This window comes from Aquimarina algiphila (genome assembly GCF_007489275.1).
GTDB lineage: Bacteria > Bacteroidota > Bacteroidia > Flavobacteriales > Flavobacteriaceae > Aquimarina > Aquimarina algiphila.
Map to the genome: position 1 here is coordinate 1 of NZ_VLNR01000065.1, position 15312 is coordinate 15312.

Here is a 15312-nt window from a genome sequence, read left to right on the forward strand (position 1 = left end):
TTGAGGGATTTAAAAATAGAATCTTATCAAAGATCACAGCAATGACCATTATTCAATATATCAATAGGTTTGAATTCAACAGAAATATAAACAACCTAAAAATTAATATTAACTAAATGCACAACGGGTGAATTATATATAATAAGAAACAAAAAACCCTCACTGAGATTTCAGTGAGGGTTACATTATAATATTCTATTGAAACTACTCTTTAGCCTCAGTCTTTGTTTCTACAGCAGTACTATCTTTCTCTTTCTCTTCTACACTTTCTCCACCATTTAATTCCTCAAGAATCTTATCTGTAAGATCTAATTCTTCTTTGCCATAAAGAATAACCTTGCTAGCATCTGTATTTCCATAAATATAGGTATATCCATTTTTCTTACCATACTCTTCTACATAATTCATCACTTTATTAATGATAGAATCTATTTCAACCTGACTACCTTGTTGAATCTGCTGCATTTTGGCTTGTTGTTCTTGTTGCAGACCTTGTTGTTTAGCCATTAGTTCTTGCTCTTTTTTCTCTCTATTAGCCTTGGTCATAGATTTCTGGATCATCTGGTATCCTTGTACTTCAATCTGAAACTGTTTAGCTTTTTCCTCAAGTTCTGCTCGAACTTCATTATTACGTTTTGTCCATTTTTCCTGAGCTACTTTCATTTCTTTAAAATCAGAAACAACTTTAGTGTTATTAACAAAACCTGTTTTCTCTATTTGTTGATTACAAGAAGCAAAAATTAATACCGCCCCCGCAATCCATAAAAATTTTTTCATTTTTCAAAAATTTAGTTCTGAGCAAAAATATCAAAGTTCGAGTGATGTTATTCATTATATCTCCTCAAAAAAATACTATATAAGAAAAAACAATAGTGCGTGTGGTTTCAATCCAGAAAATCTATTAAAAATCATCAAAAATAAGACGTTTTAAAGCGTTTTTGAAAAAAAAGAATACAAATACATGTTGTTTGTCTCAAAAAAGCAGAAAAAACACTTAAAATAGAAATTACATATTTTTTAGCACATAAATATGAGAAGAATATTCGCCTGATCGATTTCCTTTACCGTTTGAACGTAATCCCAACCAAAAGGCTTTGAAAAAATTCATTTTACCATTTTTATATTTTTCTGATAGCAACGCAACATAAAAAGAGTCAAATTTCATCGGCAGCGTTTTTTCAAGCATTAAATCCTTCTCTTCAAAAAGTTTCTGTATTGCTGTTTTAGAAAAATGCCAAAGATGTCTTGGCACATCATAGGCAGCCCAAAAGGATTTATAATAGGTTGCATCGTACGATTTGAAATTAGGGACAGCAATTAGAATAACACCATTAGGTTTTAGAAGACGCTTTAATTCTATAATTTGAGCTTTTAGATCAGGTATGTGTTCAAGAACATGCCACATAGTAATTACATCAAAACTCTGTGGTTCTAAGTTTGTAGTATTTGATCTTAATTCAATTCCCTTTTTTCTTGCTAACTTCTTTGCTTGATCATTTGGTTCTACTCCCTCAACCTTCCAGTTCTTTTTTTTAGCTGTATTTAAAAAATCTCCTGTTCCTGCTCCAATATCCAAAAGCATTCCAGATTCTTTACTTAGCTTATTAATAAGGTTTACTTTTTTGTTTAGAGAATAGGTTTTAACAATATGATATAATCTCTCAAAGAGAGATCGTTTAGCATCTGTATGAGAAATGTAATCTTCACTTTCATAATATTTATGTAAATTATTTTCATTTGGTTTTGGAGATGTAATCAACATATCATATTCTCGATCATAAAGTAATTGGAATTTTTCTCCAGAAACTGTGTGATCCTTACACTCAATAAAAAAATCTAACACTTTTTGTTTATTCATTTATAATAATAATAATGAAAATTTAAAATCAATTCTAGTTTTGTTTAAAATTTACTCTTTTGACGTATCATAAACTTCAACTTGTAAAAGCCCTCCTAAATCATTAGCGATTTTTAAAGCTTTGTTATAGTCATCTAATTTCAAAACTGTAAAGTGAGTATTGTCTTTAAAAAATCTGACAACCCATTTTTTAAATCTAGTTTCATCTCCATCTATTTCTTCACGATGAACAAATGAGGCATTAAAAACAGAAATGTAATCTGGAAATTTTAACTCTAGTTTAGATTTCCAAATAATCAATCCAAAAAACAGATATAACTCTTCATTCATGAAATCTTTAGTAATCTTAAATGCTTTTGTATATCCCAACCAAATCAACCCCATACAGAAAAATAAAACAGTTGTAAGTAAAGAAGATTTTTCAAACCAAAAAGAAAGAATAGCAAAAATCATTATAAAGATCGAAAACAATTTATTAGGTATTGTTTTGGGCTCTTTGCAAATTATACTATTCATTATCTATTTTTCTTTGTTGTATACGTTGTCATAAAAATGTTCCACGTGGAACTATTTTTTAATCGTATCATATATTTCTACTTCCAAAAGTTCACTTAACTCATGAGCCACCTTTAAAGCCTTCTCATATCTTTCTGTTTTATAAAGAGTAAAATTTTTGTTTTTGGTGAAAAAACGAACTACAATTTTACTATGCCTTTCTTTCGTTCCAATTGCACTAACCGCACCCCATTCATTATCCAAACTAAAAGAGGCAGAGAAAACAGAAATATAATCTGGAAAATCCAAATTGAGTTTTGTTTTTAAAACAGGAAAACCAAAAACTGAGAAAAGTTTTTGATTATTAAAATCCTTATTAATTTTATAAGAAACAGAATATCCAAACACAATTAATGAAAAAAAGAAAAAGACTAATCTAGATAAAATTGATTCTTCTGTATAGAAAAGAAATACAATAGAAACCAGCAAAACTAAGACAGAAAGAATTCTTCCTTTTATAGGTTTTTCTTGTTTACAAAATACACTCTTCATTATCTACCCATATAAACCAAAAGCACAGAAATATCACTCGGAGAAACTCCACTTATTCGAGATGCTTGAGAAACCGTTGCAGGTTTTATCCTTGACATTTTTTCTTTTGCTTCAAAAGACAAAGATTTTAATTTAGAATAATCAAAGTCCTTTGGGATTTTTAAATCTTCTAAACGGTTAAGTTTATCTGCATTATTTTTTTCCTTCTCGATATACCCAGAATACTTAACCTGAATTTCTGTTTGTTCCAGAATCTCTTTATCCAAATCATTCTCTTTAATATACTTTGTTATCGTATCAAAATGTTTTATATCTTCTAAAGTAATTTGTGGTCTAGAAAACAACTTAAACAATTTTCCACTCTGGTGTATCGGAGAGGATTTCTTTTCTTCTAAAACCGGATTTGCTACTTCTGGAGAAACACTAGTATCTTTAAAAAACTGAACAAAATCATTTGCTTTTTTCTCCTTTTCCTCCATTCTCCTCATTCTTGAATCCGAAGCCAAACCTATTTGATGAGATTTTGGTGTTAGTCTAAAATCAGCATTATCTTGTCTCAGAAGAGTTCTATATTCTGCACGAGAAGTAAACATTCGATATGGTTCTTCTGTTCCTTTAGTAATTAAATCATCTATTAAAACACCAATATAAGCTTCACTTCTTTTTAAAATAAAAGATTCCTCCTCTTTAACTTTTAGTGCTGCGTTTATCCCTGCCATTAATCCTTGAGAAGCCGCCTCTTCATATCCTGTAGTTCCATTTATTTGTCCGGCAAAAAATAACCCTGAAACTAATTTTGTCTCCAACGTATGCGTTAACTGTGTTGGTGGAAAATAATCATACTCTATAGCATAACCTGGTCTAAAAAACTTTACATTTTCAAAACCAACTACAGATTTTAAAGCTTTGAACTGAACATCCTCTGGTAAAGAAGTTGAAAATCCATTTACATATACTTCAACTGTATTCCAACCTTCTGGTTCTACAAATAATTGATGTCTATCTTTATCCGCAAAACGATTAATTTTATCCTCTATAGAGGGGCAATATCTCGGGCCTATACTTTTTATTCTCCCATTAAACATTGGAGATCGGTCAAAACCTTCTCTAAGCAAATCATGAACTTCTAAAGAAGTATATGTCATATGACATGATCTCTGCTCTGTTAATGGCTTAGTTAAATCTGTATAACTAAATTTTTCTGGATTATCATCTCCAGGCTGTTCTATCATTTTGGAATAATCCAAAGATCTTCCATCGACCCTTGGAGGTGTACCTGTTTTCATTCTTCCAGAATCAAAACCTAAATCAATCAATTGTTCTGTTATTCCAGTCGCTGCTCTTTCACCTGCTCTACCTCCTCCAAATTGTTTTTCACCAATATGAATTAATCCATTCAAAAAGGTTCCATTAGTAAGGACAACAGTCTTTGCTTTTACTTCAATTCCGAGAGAAGTTCTCACTCCTTTTATCTCACCATTTTCTACCAAAAGACCGCTAACCATTTCCTGATAAAAATCTAAATTAGGCGTCTGCTCTAACATCAATCTCCAATCTTCAGCAAAGCGTATTCTATCACTTTGTACCCTTGGACTCCACATTGCAGGTCCTTTTGATTTGTTCAACATCTTAAACTGGATTGCCGTACGATCACTTATGATTCCACTATATCCACCAAGCGCATCAATCTCTCTTACAATTTGTCCTTTTGCAATTCCTCCCATAGCAGGGTTACAACTCATCTGCGCAATATTCTGTAAATTCATTGTAATTAACAATGTACTACAACCTAAATTTGCGGCTGACGCCGCAGCTTCACTTCCTGCATGACCCGCTCCAACTACTATAACATCATACTCCTTATCAAACATAATTTCTATTCATTTGTTCCACGTGGAACACAATTTTTACTCATTTAAATCACATGTTCCACGTGGAACATTTCTTAAAATATTATTCAAAAACTATTAATGTTCCACGTGGAACATTAATAGTTTTTCATTTTCTTTTTGTCTCATAACAGCTTTCTCTTCCTCTGTTTTATCCTTATATCCGCAAAAATGTAAAACCCCATGAATTAATACACGTCTCATTTCTTCATCAAAAGAAACACCAAAATCAACAGCATTCTCCTTTACCCTTTCTACAGAAACAAAAATATCTCCGTTCAACTGATTACCCATTCTATTATCAAAACTAATAATATCAGTATAGGTGTCATGGTTTAAAAAATCCTGATTAATTTTTAGTAGATATTCATCATCACATAAGATAAAATTAATCTCACCTTCTGATTTATTTTCGGATGAAATCACCTGACCAATCCATAAGGAAAGAGTTTCTTGGTAATTAAGTTTAAAGTCTGTTTCGTAAAAGAAATTAATCATTGTCTTTATTAAAATACTCTTGTACCTTCTGTTTATAATTTTGCCGCAAAGGTAATACTTGTCTATTTAATATTTCAGTAGTATTAAAATATTGTTTAGCCTTCTCTAATTGACTAGCTTCTTGGTTACCAAACTGAACCTGATTCGTTTTACTTTCTCTCTTTTCTTCTTCTCCCTGTTCTAATGTAGCATCTTCTAACTTTAATAATTCATGTTTAAGATCCAACATTTTTCCAAGGGTTTTTTCATTAAAACCTCTCTCTAATAACTCCTGTTCGACTTGCTCCATTTTCTTAAGTAAGGCACTTCCTTTCTTATCTCCTATTCCTTCCTCCTTAATTTTATCCTGCAAAGCATTTCTTAATTCTTGTTGTTGTTTATAAATCTCATATAATTCTCCATTCAAATCCTCTCTTAATTGTTCAGATTCTCCCTCTCCATTCTCACCATTACCATTCTTCTTTTTTCCGTTTTCTCCTTGTTTATTACCGTTTCCTTCTCCCTTGTTTTGTTCTCCATTTTCTCCCTTTCCTTCTTTTCCTTCACCCTTTTTTCCTTCACCTTTTTCCTCACCCTTCTTTTCACCTTCCTTCTTACCTTTCTCAGTTCCTTCACCCATTTTCTCATTAAGCTCTTGTTGCTTTTTTATAATATCTGGTAACTGAAATTCGTTCTTACCACTTTTACCTTTACTTCCTGAGGCAGACATACTGTTCTGCATCTGGTCCAAAGTTCTACTTAATAAATAAGCTAAATCATTAGACCCTGTTACCGTGTACTGCTGATTAGCGGAACCTTGTACAACTTGATTTTCTGCTAAACGCTCCAACGATTTATCTATATTAAATTCTATGTCTGTAAGCTTTTGGGTTACGCTTTCTGTGATCTGTGGTGTACGTAAAGCCAAGGCATAAAGACTATCATCAACATGAATAAAGTTTTCTCTCAAAACACTTTGTCTTCTTAGCTTTGTAGAATAACTAGGGTTATCCATATTTATCCCTTTAAATTCCTTCATCAACCCTTCCTGTGCAATAGAGAAATCAACAAGATTATCTAAGATTTGTCTAAGCATTTCCATATCTTCCTGTTGTTGCTCTCCTCCCGCCATATTCATCTGCATTTTCATCCCATTACTCATTTGCTTCATTTTCTGAGCAGCACTTTTCTGATTATTCTTAGCTTCAGGTTTATTTTGTTTCTCTAGATTATCGCTCGCTTTTTGTTGTTCTTCTTTTATATCATTTTCATCCTCTTTCTTCTGATCTAGATTCATTGGTTTCTTTAATCCTTCATTTTCCTTTCTTAGTTCATCCATCTGTTTTTGGAATTCCTCAAACTCTTTATTTATTTCTTCTTGTTTTTCCTTTGTATTTTCTTCATCCTTTTTTTCTGATAATTCTTCCTGCTTTTTAGACAACTCGTTCAATTCATTAGTCAATTTTTCATGCTTTTCTATTACGTAATATCGCTTTGTTAACTCTAAAAGCTGCTCCAAATTTTTCTTTAGATTTTTATTCTCCTTTCCAAGTTCCTCTAATTTTTTTGTCAATTCCTCTTTCTGAATTTTATCTGCTAACCTCTCTATTTCTTCCAGAAGTTTTTCATTCTTTTTAAGCTTTTCTTCATTACGTTCTAGTCTTTCCTTAAGCGCATCCTTGAAAGGTTCTTCCTCTTCTTTTTTCTCAAACTGTTCAAGGTTATCTTTGAGTTTCTTAGAAAAATCCTGCATCATCTTCTCCTGTTGTTTTTGTCTTTTTAGAAAATCCTCAAGTTTTTTCTTATCATTAAAATCTAATCTTTTCTTTTCTTTCTGAGTTTTACTAAGACTTTTTAACACCTTTTCTTGTTCTTTAAACTTGTCGAGAGATTTATTTAATCCAGAAATCGCTTCATTTTGTTTTTGTAAAAGTGAGTTTTCCTTTTCATCTTTTGTGAGTTGTCTAAAATTAAATACCTGGCTTTTTGTGCTTTTATAATTATGTATAGCATCATTATCAAAAACTTCAAAATAAAACTCATAATTGACTCCTTCTTTCAAATCAATCTCAGCTGGAAAAGCGTATATAAATTCATCAAAAACCGATTGGTTAATATCTAAATTTTTAATTTTTTTATCAGTAGCATTTTCTGCATCATAGTATACCATTCTCAGTTTACTTAAACCGTAATCATCACTTATTCTACCAAAAAAATAGATCGTTTGATTATCTACAGTATCTTTTTCCGATTTTAAATTCAACTCAGGATATTGATCTTTTACCACATTAAGATTGAAAGCCAAATTATCATAATGTTCCACGTTTTGATTTGAGGTAGTGATCTCATAATCCAAGTTAGCATATATTCTTTTTTGATAAGAAAAACTAGTCCCTTCCTTCAAAAGAGAAACTATAGAATCTTTAGTTTTTAACTCTACCCTGTTGGTGTTTCTAGTATGTACAATCCAATCCACTTTGGTTCCTTCTGGTATAGTTGCATTACCAGAGCTTTTTAGAATTTCATCTTTTTTTCTTGTATATCCAGGATAATCTAATTTCATTTCAAAATTCAATAACGCAGGAATAGGAACAACAGAAAGATTATATGGAATCGAATTTACATCATTAGCACTTATCACAAATTCTAAAGATTGCTTAGGCTGAATGAAAGTATATTCAAATTCACCTACGCCAGTATTTTTAAGAAAATATACTTCATCATTATATGTGATTGTAGCATTATCAGGAATAACATCTCCTGTTGTTCTTACTCTAACAACAAAATCCTTGTTTTCGAAAGCATTTAAGTCATTATTTACAATAAAAAATCTAAAAGGAGCTGGCGGCTCATACGCAACTTGATAATTTACCACTCTATCGTAACTATCTGAAATCCAGCTAGTTTTATTAAAAGCAAACAATATTAAAAAAATCACTACCGGTATGGCAGCATATCTCAAGTATTTGATGTTTTTCTTAAAATTAATAGCCAATTTAAATGGAATTGGTCTTAATTCACTAGATTTTTGTTCAATACTCGCCAACAGTAACGACGATGAAGATTCATTCTCACTAAGCTGAAGAAGATTAAGAAGTCTATCACTAACCTCTGGAAAATGATCACCTATTATTCCCGATGCTTTTTCATAATCTATCCCTTTAGTCAATCTAAATAATCTAGCCAATGGTACAAGTATAAACCTAACAAATAAGCTAAGCTCTACCCCTACAAATAGCCAAAATAATATGGTCCTGCCCAAACTGCTTAACCATAAAAAGTTCTCTATCAATAGAGTCATTAAAAAATAAAGAACACCTATTGAGAAAAAAAGGATAATACCTCGTATCAGTTCATTAACATAATATTTCTTTATAAACCTTTCTAATTTTTCTCTTATGAATTGAAAATTCTCCATATTTTAAGCCTTCATTATGCATTAACCTCTAAATCTACAATTTTATTTTCAATAGAATTGTTATATTTATGATAATTCAACCTCCTAGAATATAAGTTGTTATGAAGGATCTTAAATACATGTGTGCCTATACCATACCACTTATGGCAATACTTGGTCTTTGGCTACAAGGTATTTATACTTATTTAACTCCTATCTATGCCTTTGGATTTATCCCCTTACTAGAATTATTTACGCATTCATCCACTAAAAACTTAGATCAAAAAACTAAAACATCCACTCTCAAAAAAAAGATTTTTGATTGGATGCTTTATCTTAATCTTCCCATCGTTTATTCTATTTTAGGAATCACGTTATATGTAACATCAAAAACGTCATTTGAAACTTATGAAATCATGGGAATAATTATTTCTACCGGTATAGTTTTTGGTACAAATGGTATAAATGTAGGACATGAATTAGGACATCGATTTACCAAGGAACGTTTTCTCGGTAAAGCCCTTTTATTACCTTCTCTATATATGCATTTTTATATAGAACATAATTTTGGTCATCATCAAAAAGTGGCAACAATAGATGATCCTGCCACCGCAAAATATAATCACCCTGTTTATCTATTTTGGATAACATCTGCAATTGGTCAATATATTGGAGCCTGGAAGATATAATTAGATCAATTGAAAAAAAATAAACGATCTTTCTTTTCTACCAAAAATGATATGTTTTGGTATCTAATTATAACTTCTATCTATCTTGCACTTATATTTTATTTTTTCAAAAGCTTTGGTTTACAAATTGCAATACTAAGTGGGATTGTTGGGTTTCTGCTTTTAGAAACTATCAACTATATAGAACACTATGGTTTAAAACGGATTAAAACATCTTCTGGTCGTTATGAGAGAGTTAGAGAAATTCACTCATGGAACTCTAATCATACTTTAGGTAGAATTATGTTATATGAACTTACACGTCATAGTGATCACCATCACAGAGCATCCAAAAAATATCAAACCCTAGATCATCATAATCAAAGTCCACAATTACCTTTTGGATATCCCACATCTATGGTTTTGTCACTACTCCCTCCTATATGGTTTTTGATTATGAATAAACGTGTTCCACGTGAAATGAAAACTATTAGAAAGTAAGTAATAAAACAAATATCTACTTATCACAAAATTCATTTTAATAGCCTATTTAAGATCGTATCTTTGTAGTTTTAAAACACATCATCATGACACAAGATATTAGGGTACGTTTTGCACCAAGTCCAACCGGACCCTTACATATAGGAGGTGTAAGAACCGCACTGTTTAACTACCTTTTTGCAAAACAAAATAAAGGAACATTTATACTTAGAATTGAAGATACAGATCAAAACCGATATGTTCCTGGTGCAGAAGAATATATTAAAAATGCACTTGATTGGTGTAATATTCCATTTGATGAAGGACCAGGAAAAGACGGAGGGTTTGGGCCTTATAAACAAAGTGAGCGCAAAGATTTATATAGACAATACGCAGATGAATTAATAAAAAATGGATCTGCATATTATGCTTTTGACACTACCGAAACTTTAGACGCTCATAGAAAAGATCATGAAGCCAAAGGAAAAACATTTATCTATAACTGGCATAATCGAGAAAAACTAAACAATTCATTGTCTCTTACACCAGATGAAGTTAATTCGAAACTAAGTTCTGGTAATCCTTTTGTTATAAGATTTAAATCACCACAAGATGAGACACTTCATCTTACCGATGAGATCCGTGGCGACATAAAAATTGACACAAATATCCTTGACGATAAAATACTTTTTAAAAGTGACGGCATGCCCACCTATCACCTTGCTAATATCGTTGATGATCATTTAATGAAAATCAGTCATGTTATACGTGGTGAAGAATGGCTACCCTCTATGGCATTGCATGTATTATTATATAGAGCTCTTGGGTGGAATGCTCCAAAATTTGCTCATCTACCTTTAATACTAAAACCCATAGGTAAAGGAAAGCTGAGTAAACGAGATGGAGACAAATTAGGTTTCCCAGTATTTCCATTGCAATGGGAAGATCCAAAAACACAAGACATTTCTTCAGGATACAAAGAAGATGGATATTTACCGGAAGCTGTAGTAAACATGTTAGCCTTTTTAGGTTGGAATCCAGGAACAGAGCAAGAACTATTTTCTTTAGAAGAACTAATTGAAAAGTTTGATTTAAAACGTGTTAATAAAGCAGGAGCCAAATTTGATCCAGAAAAAACAAAATGGTTCCAACAACAACATTTACAAAAAATGGATAACACCATACTATCCAAACAATTTGAAACTCTGCTCTCTGATAAAAATATAACCACAGCATTAGATTTAAATACTATCATTACCACTGTAAAAGAACGTGCTACATTTATCAATGATTTATGGAGTTTGACTCAATTTTACTTTTTGTCTCCAAGTGAATATGATGAAAAAGCCGTTAAAAAAGCTTGGAAAGAAGACACTCCTATCCTTATGCACGAGCTAACAAGAATCCTTAATGATATTACAGATTTTTCTGAAAATAATATTTCTTCTATTGTAAAAGGATGGATTACAGGCAAAGAAATAGGTTTTGGAAAGATTATGATGCCTTTACGAATTGCACTAGTCGGTTCACTACAAGGGCCAGACTTATTTCAGATCGCTGCACTTATTGGTAAAACAGAAACTATCAAACGTATAGAAAATGCTATAGAAATAAATTAAAAATCTATATAAAAAATTTAAGAAAACACCATTATTACTAACTGTAATAATGGTGTTTTTCGTTATACAGGGTGTAACATATTCATAAAAAAAGCTACACATTAATAAGCACTATTTTAATTTATAAACTATGGGGAAACAATTTAAAGTAATTAAGGTATCTGAAACCTGGTCAATAGAGAAATTAAGAAAAAAAGTCGAAGATGCTTTAAATAAATCTTCTAAAGAAGGTTGGGAAATCATTGATATAACATATGTCGCTAATTTATATACAGCCATGATAACTATATCAAAATAAAAAACATTCATCTATTATTTATTAGTAACTTGATTAGCAATTAACTTTTAACACTTAAACATAAAATAATGAGTCTATATTTAATTCCATTGGTGATTTTCGGATTTATCATTCTGATATCCGGTATTTTTACCGTGAAACAGCAAACTTCAGCAGTTGTAGAGAGATTTGGTAAATTCTTGAGTTTTAGAAACTCAGGATTACATTTTAAAATCCCAGTCTTTGATCGTATTGCGGGGCGTATTAATCTTAAAATTCAACAACTAGATGTATTAGTAGAAACCAAAACCAAAGATGATGTATTTGTTCGTCTTAAAATTTCTGTACAATTTCAGGTAATCAAAGAAAAGGTTTACGATGCATTTTATAAATTAGAAAACCCACATGATCAAATTACTTCCTACGTATTTGATGTCGTACGTGCAGAAGTACCTAAAATGAAACTTGATGATGTTTTTGAACGCAAAGATGATATTGCAATTGCAGTAAAACAAGAACTAAATGAAGCTATGGTTAATTATGGTTATGACATCATAAAAACTCTAGTAACCGATATAGACCCTGATCTACAGGTAAAAGAAGCTATGAACAGAATTAACGCTGCCGAAAGAGAGAAAGTAGCCGCAGAATATGAAGCAGAAGCAGAAAGAATCAAAATTGTTGCCAAGGCACGAGCAGAAGCAGAAAGTAAAAGATTACAAGGTCAAGGTATTGCAGACCAAAGAAGAGAAATAGCTCGTGGTTTAGAAGAAAGTGTTGATGTTTTAAATAATGTGGGTATCAATTCCCAAGAAGCATCTGCTTTAATTGTAGTAACACAACATTATGATACATTACAATCAATAGGTGAAGAAACAAATAGTAATTTAATTCTTCTTCCAAATTCTCCACAGGCAGGTAGTGATATGTTAAATAATATGATTGCATCATTCACAGCATCAAATCAAATTGGTGAAGAGATGAAAAAACAAAATGCAAAAAAAGGTATTAGGAAAAAACCTGATAACGAATAATTGAAATACAAATTGAATCTTATAACCCGATCATATTTTTTGATTGGGTTATTTTTTATCTAGAAACTTAAAATTTTAGTGTATTCTATAAAAAACTCAAAATAAAGCGTTCTAAGAATGTTTCTACAACAAAACAGTAATCTTATATTACTATTGTTTTATTTGCTTTTATATCCTTTTATATAAACTCATTTTTAATAGTTATCATTTATTAAAAATACAATATTTATAATAATTTCTTATATATAAAAATTAACACAATTCTATATCAATAAATGAAAAATTATTTAACACGTTTATCCTTTATCATCATTTCTTATAGAATAGATAAATATCATCAATATTATAAATTACACATTTGTTATACATAATAGATAATTCATTCTACATTACAAAACATCAGAAATAGAACAAATATCATATTATCAGTAATTTTAATTTATAACATCCCGTTTTGAAAAAAATTACTTTAGTAATAACACTTCTATTTATACATTTCTTGTCATTTGCTCAACCTCCTATCCCACCTAGTGGTTATCGATGGGTATTGTTTGATCAATATTCTGACGAATTTAATGGTAACACCCTAAATATGTATAAATGGAGGGATTCATTCGAGGGGTGGCAAGGACGAGTTCCAGCAAAATTTGATCCTTCAACAATTTCACTACAAGATGGGAATATGCAAATCAGAAACAAAAAACTAACAGTACCAGATGGACAATATACTATCGCAGGAGGTGCTGTTCAATCTCTGCAACAAACTGCACATTTCGGTTATTATGAATGTAAATTTAAAGCTTCAAAAATTCCTATGTCTACCACTTTTTGGATGTCTAATGACAAAAAAAATATTCTAGAATCTACCAAACTTACTCCAGATTGCGAAAAGGATAAATGGAGCCAGGAATTAGATATTATCGAAAGCGTTGGAGGTGATTTCAATCAACCCTGGGCTTCTGGATTTAGAACCAAAATGAATTTTAATACACACTATCGTTATGTAGACTGTAATGGAGCTCCAGAAGTATTTTACTCTGCAGGAAACAATGCCATAGAAGGAAATGGTATGCAAGCTAATGCAAATCTCGTAGGTGGAGAATCATGGGAAGATTTTCATACTTATGGCTGTTATTGGAAAGATGCTAAAACATTTGACTTCTATGTAGATAGTGCATACGCCGGGACTGTCATTGCAAGAACAGACGTGGTAGACACACCATTTTCTGAGCCAATGGGCATTAATATGGTTACTGAAACCTATACTTTTGCTCAACCATATCCTTCTGATGCACAACTAGCAGATAATTCTATCAATACTTCATATTATGATTGGATACGTTCATATCGATTATTTCCTATAGATCAAGCAGAACCCTTGCCTTCAAATAATATCATAGAAAATAACGGGGGTTTTGAAAAAGGTAATTTAATTGAATGGAGTGGTTGGAGTGAAGCAATTAGAGAAGTTGTTAGCACAAATACATTTGAAGGAAAATACGCTGCGCATATCAAAGGTACTGGCGCTTATGAACGTGTAGTTTCTCTAAAACCAAATACCAATTATACCCTTACGGCTCAAGCTAAAGTAATTAGCGGATCTATAAACTTTGGAATTAAAGAAAATGCGGCTAGTAATGTAGCCATTGCTAGTAAAAATCTAACTAATACAGAATATACCAAAAGCTCATTAGAATTTAATACAGGAAACAAAACTAACTTAAAATTTTTTTTCTATGCTCCGTCAGACGTTGACGAAGCTTTTGCAGACAACTTTAAACTAATTGAAAACACAGTAAATACAACAGAAATCGTAGAAGTATTTGAAGAAAGCTTACAATTTCTTAAAGATCCCGTATTAGATAATCAAAAAAAAGAAATTACCATTTCATATCTTTATAAAGCTAATCAAAACAGAGAATTCAAATTTCGGATCTTAAATGATACAGCAACAGAAGTTTTTGTTACAGATCTAGTCCTTCTAGAAGGGTATGGTCAAAATCAAGTCACTATATCTTTAAATAATCAATTACCAAAAGGATCATATCAAGTTGTTGCTGATATTCGACCTATTGGGGGATACAATGATCAAATTATTACACAAACAAATACTGTAATATTGCTCTAGAAACTCCCACAGATATCCAAATAGTAGAGGATATTATTGATGTAAAAATGTATCCAAATCCAGCTGGATTAGAAGCAAGTTTTATAACCAAAGGATTGGATGACCCTACCTATATAAATATTTATGATATTCAGGGTAAACTTCAATATACAGACCAGATTCAAAATCAAGAAATGACCCTGAATACAGGTAGTATTCTATCAAGCAGAATATATCTTGTTGTCTTCCAAAATGGTACCTATAAAAATTCAAAAAAACTAACTATAAAATAACAATTTATAAGTCCATTCGTTCTAAAATTAGTGTACCTTAAGTTTTTAATACTTAAAAGAATAGTACCTTTGTTAACAAAATATATCTAATATATTTATATAAACACCTTATAATAAGTAAAATAAGTATATTATTAATTTTGAAGTATAACTATAAAAAAGAACA

12 protein-coding genes and 2 pseudogenes are annotated in these 15312 nt (G+C 31.1%); 7 read left to right on the forward strand and 7 right to left on the reverse strand.

Translation table 11 applies throughout. From position 1 onward, the window contains the following. Positions 1 to 116: pseudogene (locus tag FOF46_RS32695) on the forward strand (IS982 family transposase); the annotation flags it as partial. Between the two features lie 88 nt (positions 117 to 204). Here the strand turns inward: FOF46_RS32695 and FOF46_RS23765 are convergent. From FOF46_RS23765 to FOF46_RS23795, 7 genes are all read right to left on the reverse strand, one after another. Further along, complete coding sequence (locus FOF46_RS23765) at positions 205 to 777, reverse strand: OmpH/Skp family outer membrane protein (protein WP_143918204.1); 573 nt, start codon at positions 775 to 777, stop codon at positions 205 to 207. A 229-nt stretch (positions 778 to 1006) separates the two neighbouring features. Beyond that, complete coding sequence (locus FOF46_RS23770; protein WP_143918205.1) at positions 1007 to 1858, reverse strand: class I SAM-dependent methyltransferase; 852 nt, start codon at positions 1856 to 1858, stop codon at positions 1007 to 1009. 51 nt (positions 1859 to 1909) lie between these two features. Beyond that, positions 1910 to 2374: a hypothetical protein gene (locus FOF46_RS23775; RefSeq protein WP_109436238.1), complete on the reverse strand. Its 465-nt coding sequence runs from the start codon at positions 2372 to 2374 to the stop codon at positions 1910 to 1912. Positions 2375 to 2425: 51 nt separating this feature from the next. Continuing rightward, positions 2426 to 2905, reverse strand: coding sequence for a hypothetical protein (locus tag FOF46_RS23780; RefSeq protein ID WP_143918206.1), 480 nt, complete (start codon positions 2903 to 2905; stop codon positions 2426 to 2428). After that, positions 2905 to 4776 carry a tRNA uridine-5-carboxymethylaminomethyl(34) synthesis enzyme MnmG gene (mnmG, locus tag FOF46_RS23785; RefSeq protein WP_143918207.1) on the reverse strand — a complete coding sequence of 624 codons (1872 nt, stop codon included), beginning with the start codon at positions 4774 to 4776 and terminating at the stop codon, positions 2905 to 2907. Before mnmG ends, FOF46_RS23780 begins: the two co-directional genes overlap by 1 nt. A 96-nt stretch (positions 4777 to 4872) precedes the next feature. Next, the gene (ybeY, locus tag FOF46_RS23790; protein ID WP_109436241.1) at positions 4873 to 5292 is read right to left on the reverse strand and encodes an rRNA maturation RNase YbeY; all 420 of its coding nucleotides are present in this window, start codon (positions 5290 to 5292) and stop codon (positions 4873 to 4875) included. Further along, entirely contained in the window at positions 5285 to 8689 is a 3405-nt protein-coding gene (locus tag FOF46_RS23795) for a DUF4175 family protein (RefSeq protein WP_143918208.1), read from the reverse strand. Before FOF46_RS23795 ends, ybeY begins: the two co-directional genes overlap by 8 nt. Positions 8690 to 9084: 395 nt before the next feature. Here FOF46_RS23795 and FOF46_RS23800 point away from each other — a divergent pair. The 6 genes and pseudogenes from FOF46_RS23800 (at position 9085) to FOF46_RS23825 (ending at position 15146) form a co-directional block, all read left to right on the forward strand. After that, positions 9085 to 9837 (forward strand): annotated as a pseudogene (locus FOF46_RS23800) (alkane 1-monooxygenase). Between the two features lie 86 nt (positions 9838 to 9923). After that, the gene (gene gltX, locus FOF46_RS23805; protein ID WP_143918209.1) at positions 9924 to 11435 is read left to right on the forward strand and encodes a glutamate--tRNA ligase; all 1512 of its coding nucleotides are present in this window, start codon (positions 9924 to 9926) and stop codon (positions 11433 to 11435) included. A 130-nt stretch (positions 11436 to 11565) separates the two neighbouring features. Next, the gene (locus tag FOF46_RS23810; RefSeq protein ID WP_109436245.1) at positions 11566 to 11733 is read left to right on the forward strand and encodes a DUF4177 domain-containing protein; all 168 of its coding nucleotides are present in this window, start codon (positions 11566 to 11568) and stop codon (positions 11731 to 11733) included. Positions 11734 to 11801: 68 nt separating this feature from the next. After that, positions 11802 to 12746, forward strand: coding sequence for an SPFH domain-containing protein (locus FOF46_RS23815; protein ID WP_109436246.1), 945 nt, complete (start codon positions 11802 to 11804; stop codon positions 12744 to 12746). 454 nt (positions 12747 to 13200) lie between these two features. Further along, on the forward strand, positions 13201 to 14874 hold the full coding sequence (locus FOF46_RS31760) for a carbohydrate binding domain-containing protein (protein ID WP_167571933.1): 1674 nt from the start codon (positions 13201 to 13203) through the stop codon (positions 14872 to 14874). Positions 14875 to 14921: 47 nt separating this feature from the next. Next, positions 14922 to 15146, forward strand: coding sequence for a T9SS type A sorting domain-containing protein (locus FOF46_RS23825; RefSeq protein ID WP_143918210.1), 225 nt, complete (start codon positions 14922 to 14924; stop codon positions 15144 to 15146). Positions 15147 to 15312: the final 166 nt, after the last annotated feature.

What these genes read in the sequence shown, in the direction of transcription:
- FOF46_RS23765 (WP_143918204.1), bottom strand. Translation starts at nt 777, where the DNA reads ATGAAAAAATTTTTATGGATTGCGGGGGCGGTATTAATTTTTGCTTCT.
- FOF46_RS23770 (WP_143918205.1), bottom strand. Translation starts at nt 1,858, where the DNA reads ATGAATAAACAAAAAGTGTTAGATTTTTTTATTGAGTGTAAGGATCAC.
- FOF46_RS23775 (WP_109436238.1), bottom strand. Translation starts at nt 2,374, where the DNA reads ATGAATAGTATAATTTGCAAAGAGCCCAAAACAATACCTAATAAATTG.
- FOF46_RS23780 (WP_143918206.1), bottom strand. Translation starts at nt 2,905, where the DNA reads ATGAAGAGTGTATTTTGTAAACAAGAAAAACCTATAAAAGGAAGAATT.
- mnmG (WP_143918207.1), bottom strand. Translation starts at nt 4,776, where the DNA reads ATGTTTGATAAGGAGTATGATGTTATAGTAGTTGGAGCGGGTCATGCA.
- ybeY (WP_109436241.1), bottom strand. Translation starts at nt 5,292, where the DNA reads ATGATTAATTTCTTTTACGAAACAGACTTTAAACTTAATTACCAAGAA.
- FOF46_RS23795 (WP_143918208.1), bottom strand. Translation starts at nt 8,689, where the DNA reads ATGGAGAATTTTCAATTCATAAGAGAAAAATTAGAAAGGTTTATAAAG.
- gltX (WP_143918209.1), top strand. Translation starts at nt 9,924, where the DNA reads ATGACACAAGATATTAGGGTACGTTTTGCACCAAGTCCAACCGGACCC.
- FOF46_RS23810 (WP_109436245.1), top strand. Translation starts at nt 11,566, where the DNA reads ATGGGGAAACAATTTAAAGTAATTAAGGTATCTGAAACCTGGTCAATA.
- FOF46_RS23815 (WP_109436246.1), top strand. Translation starts at nt 11,802, where the DNA reads ATGAGTCTATATTTAATTCCATTGGTGATTTTCGGATTTATCATTCTG.
- FOF46_RS23825 (WP_143918210.1), top strand. Translation starts at nt 14,922, where the DNA reads ATGTATCCAAATCCAGCTGGATTAGAAGCAAGTTTTATAACCAAAGGA.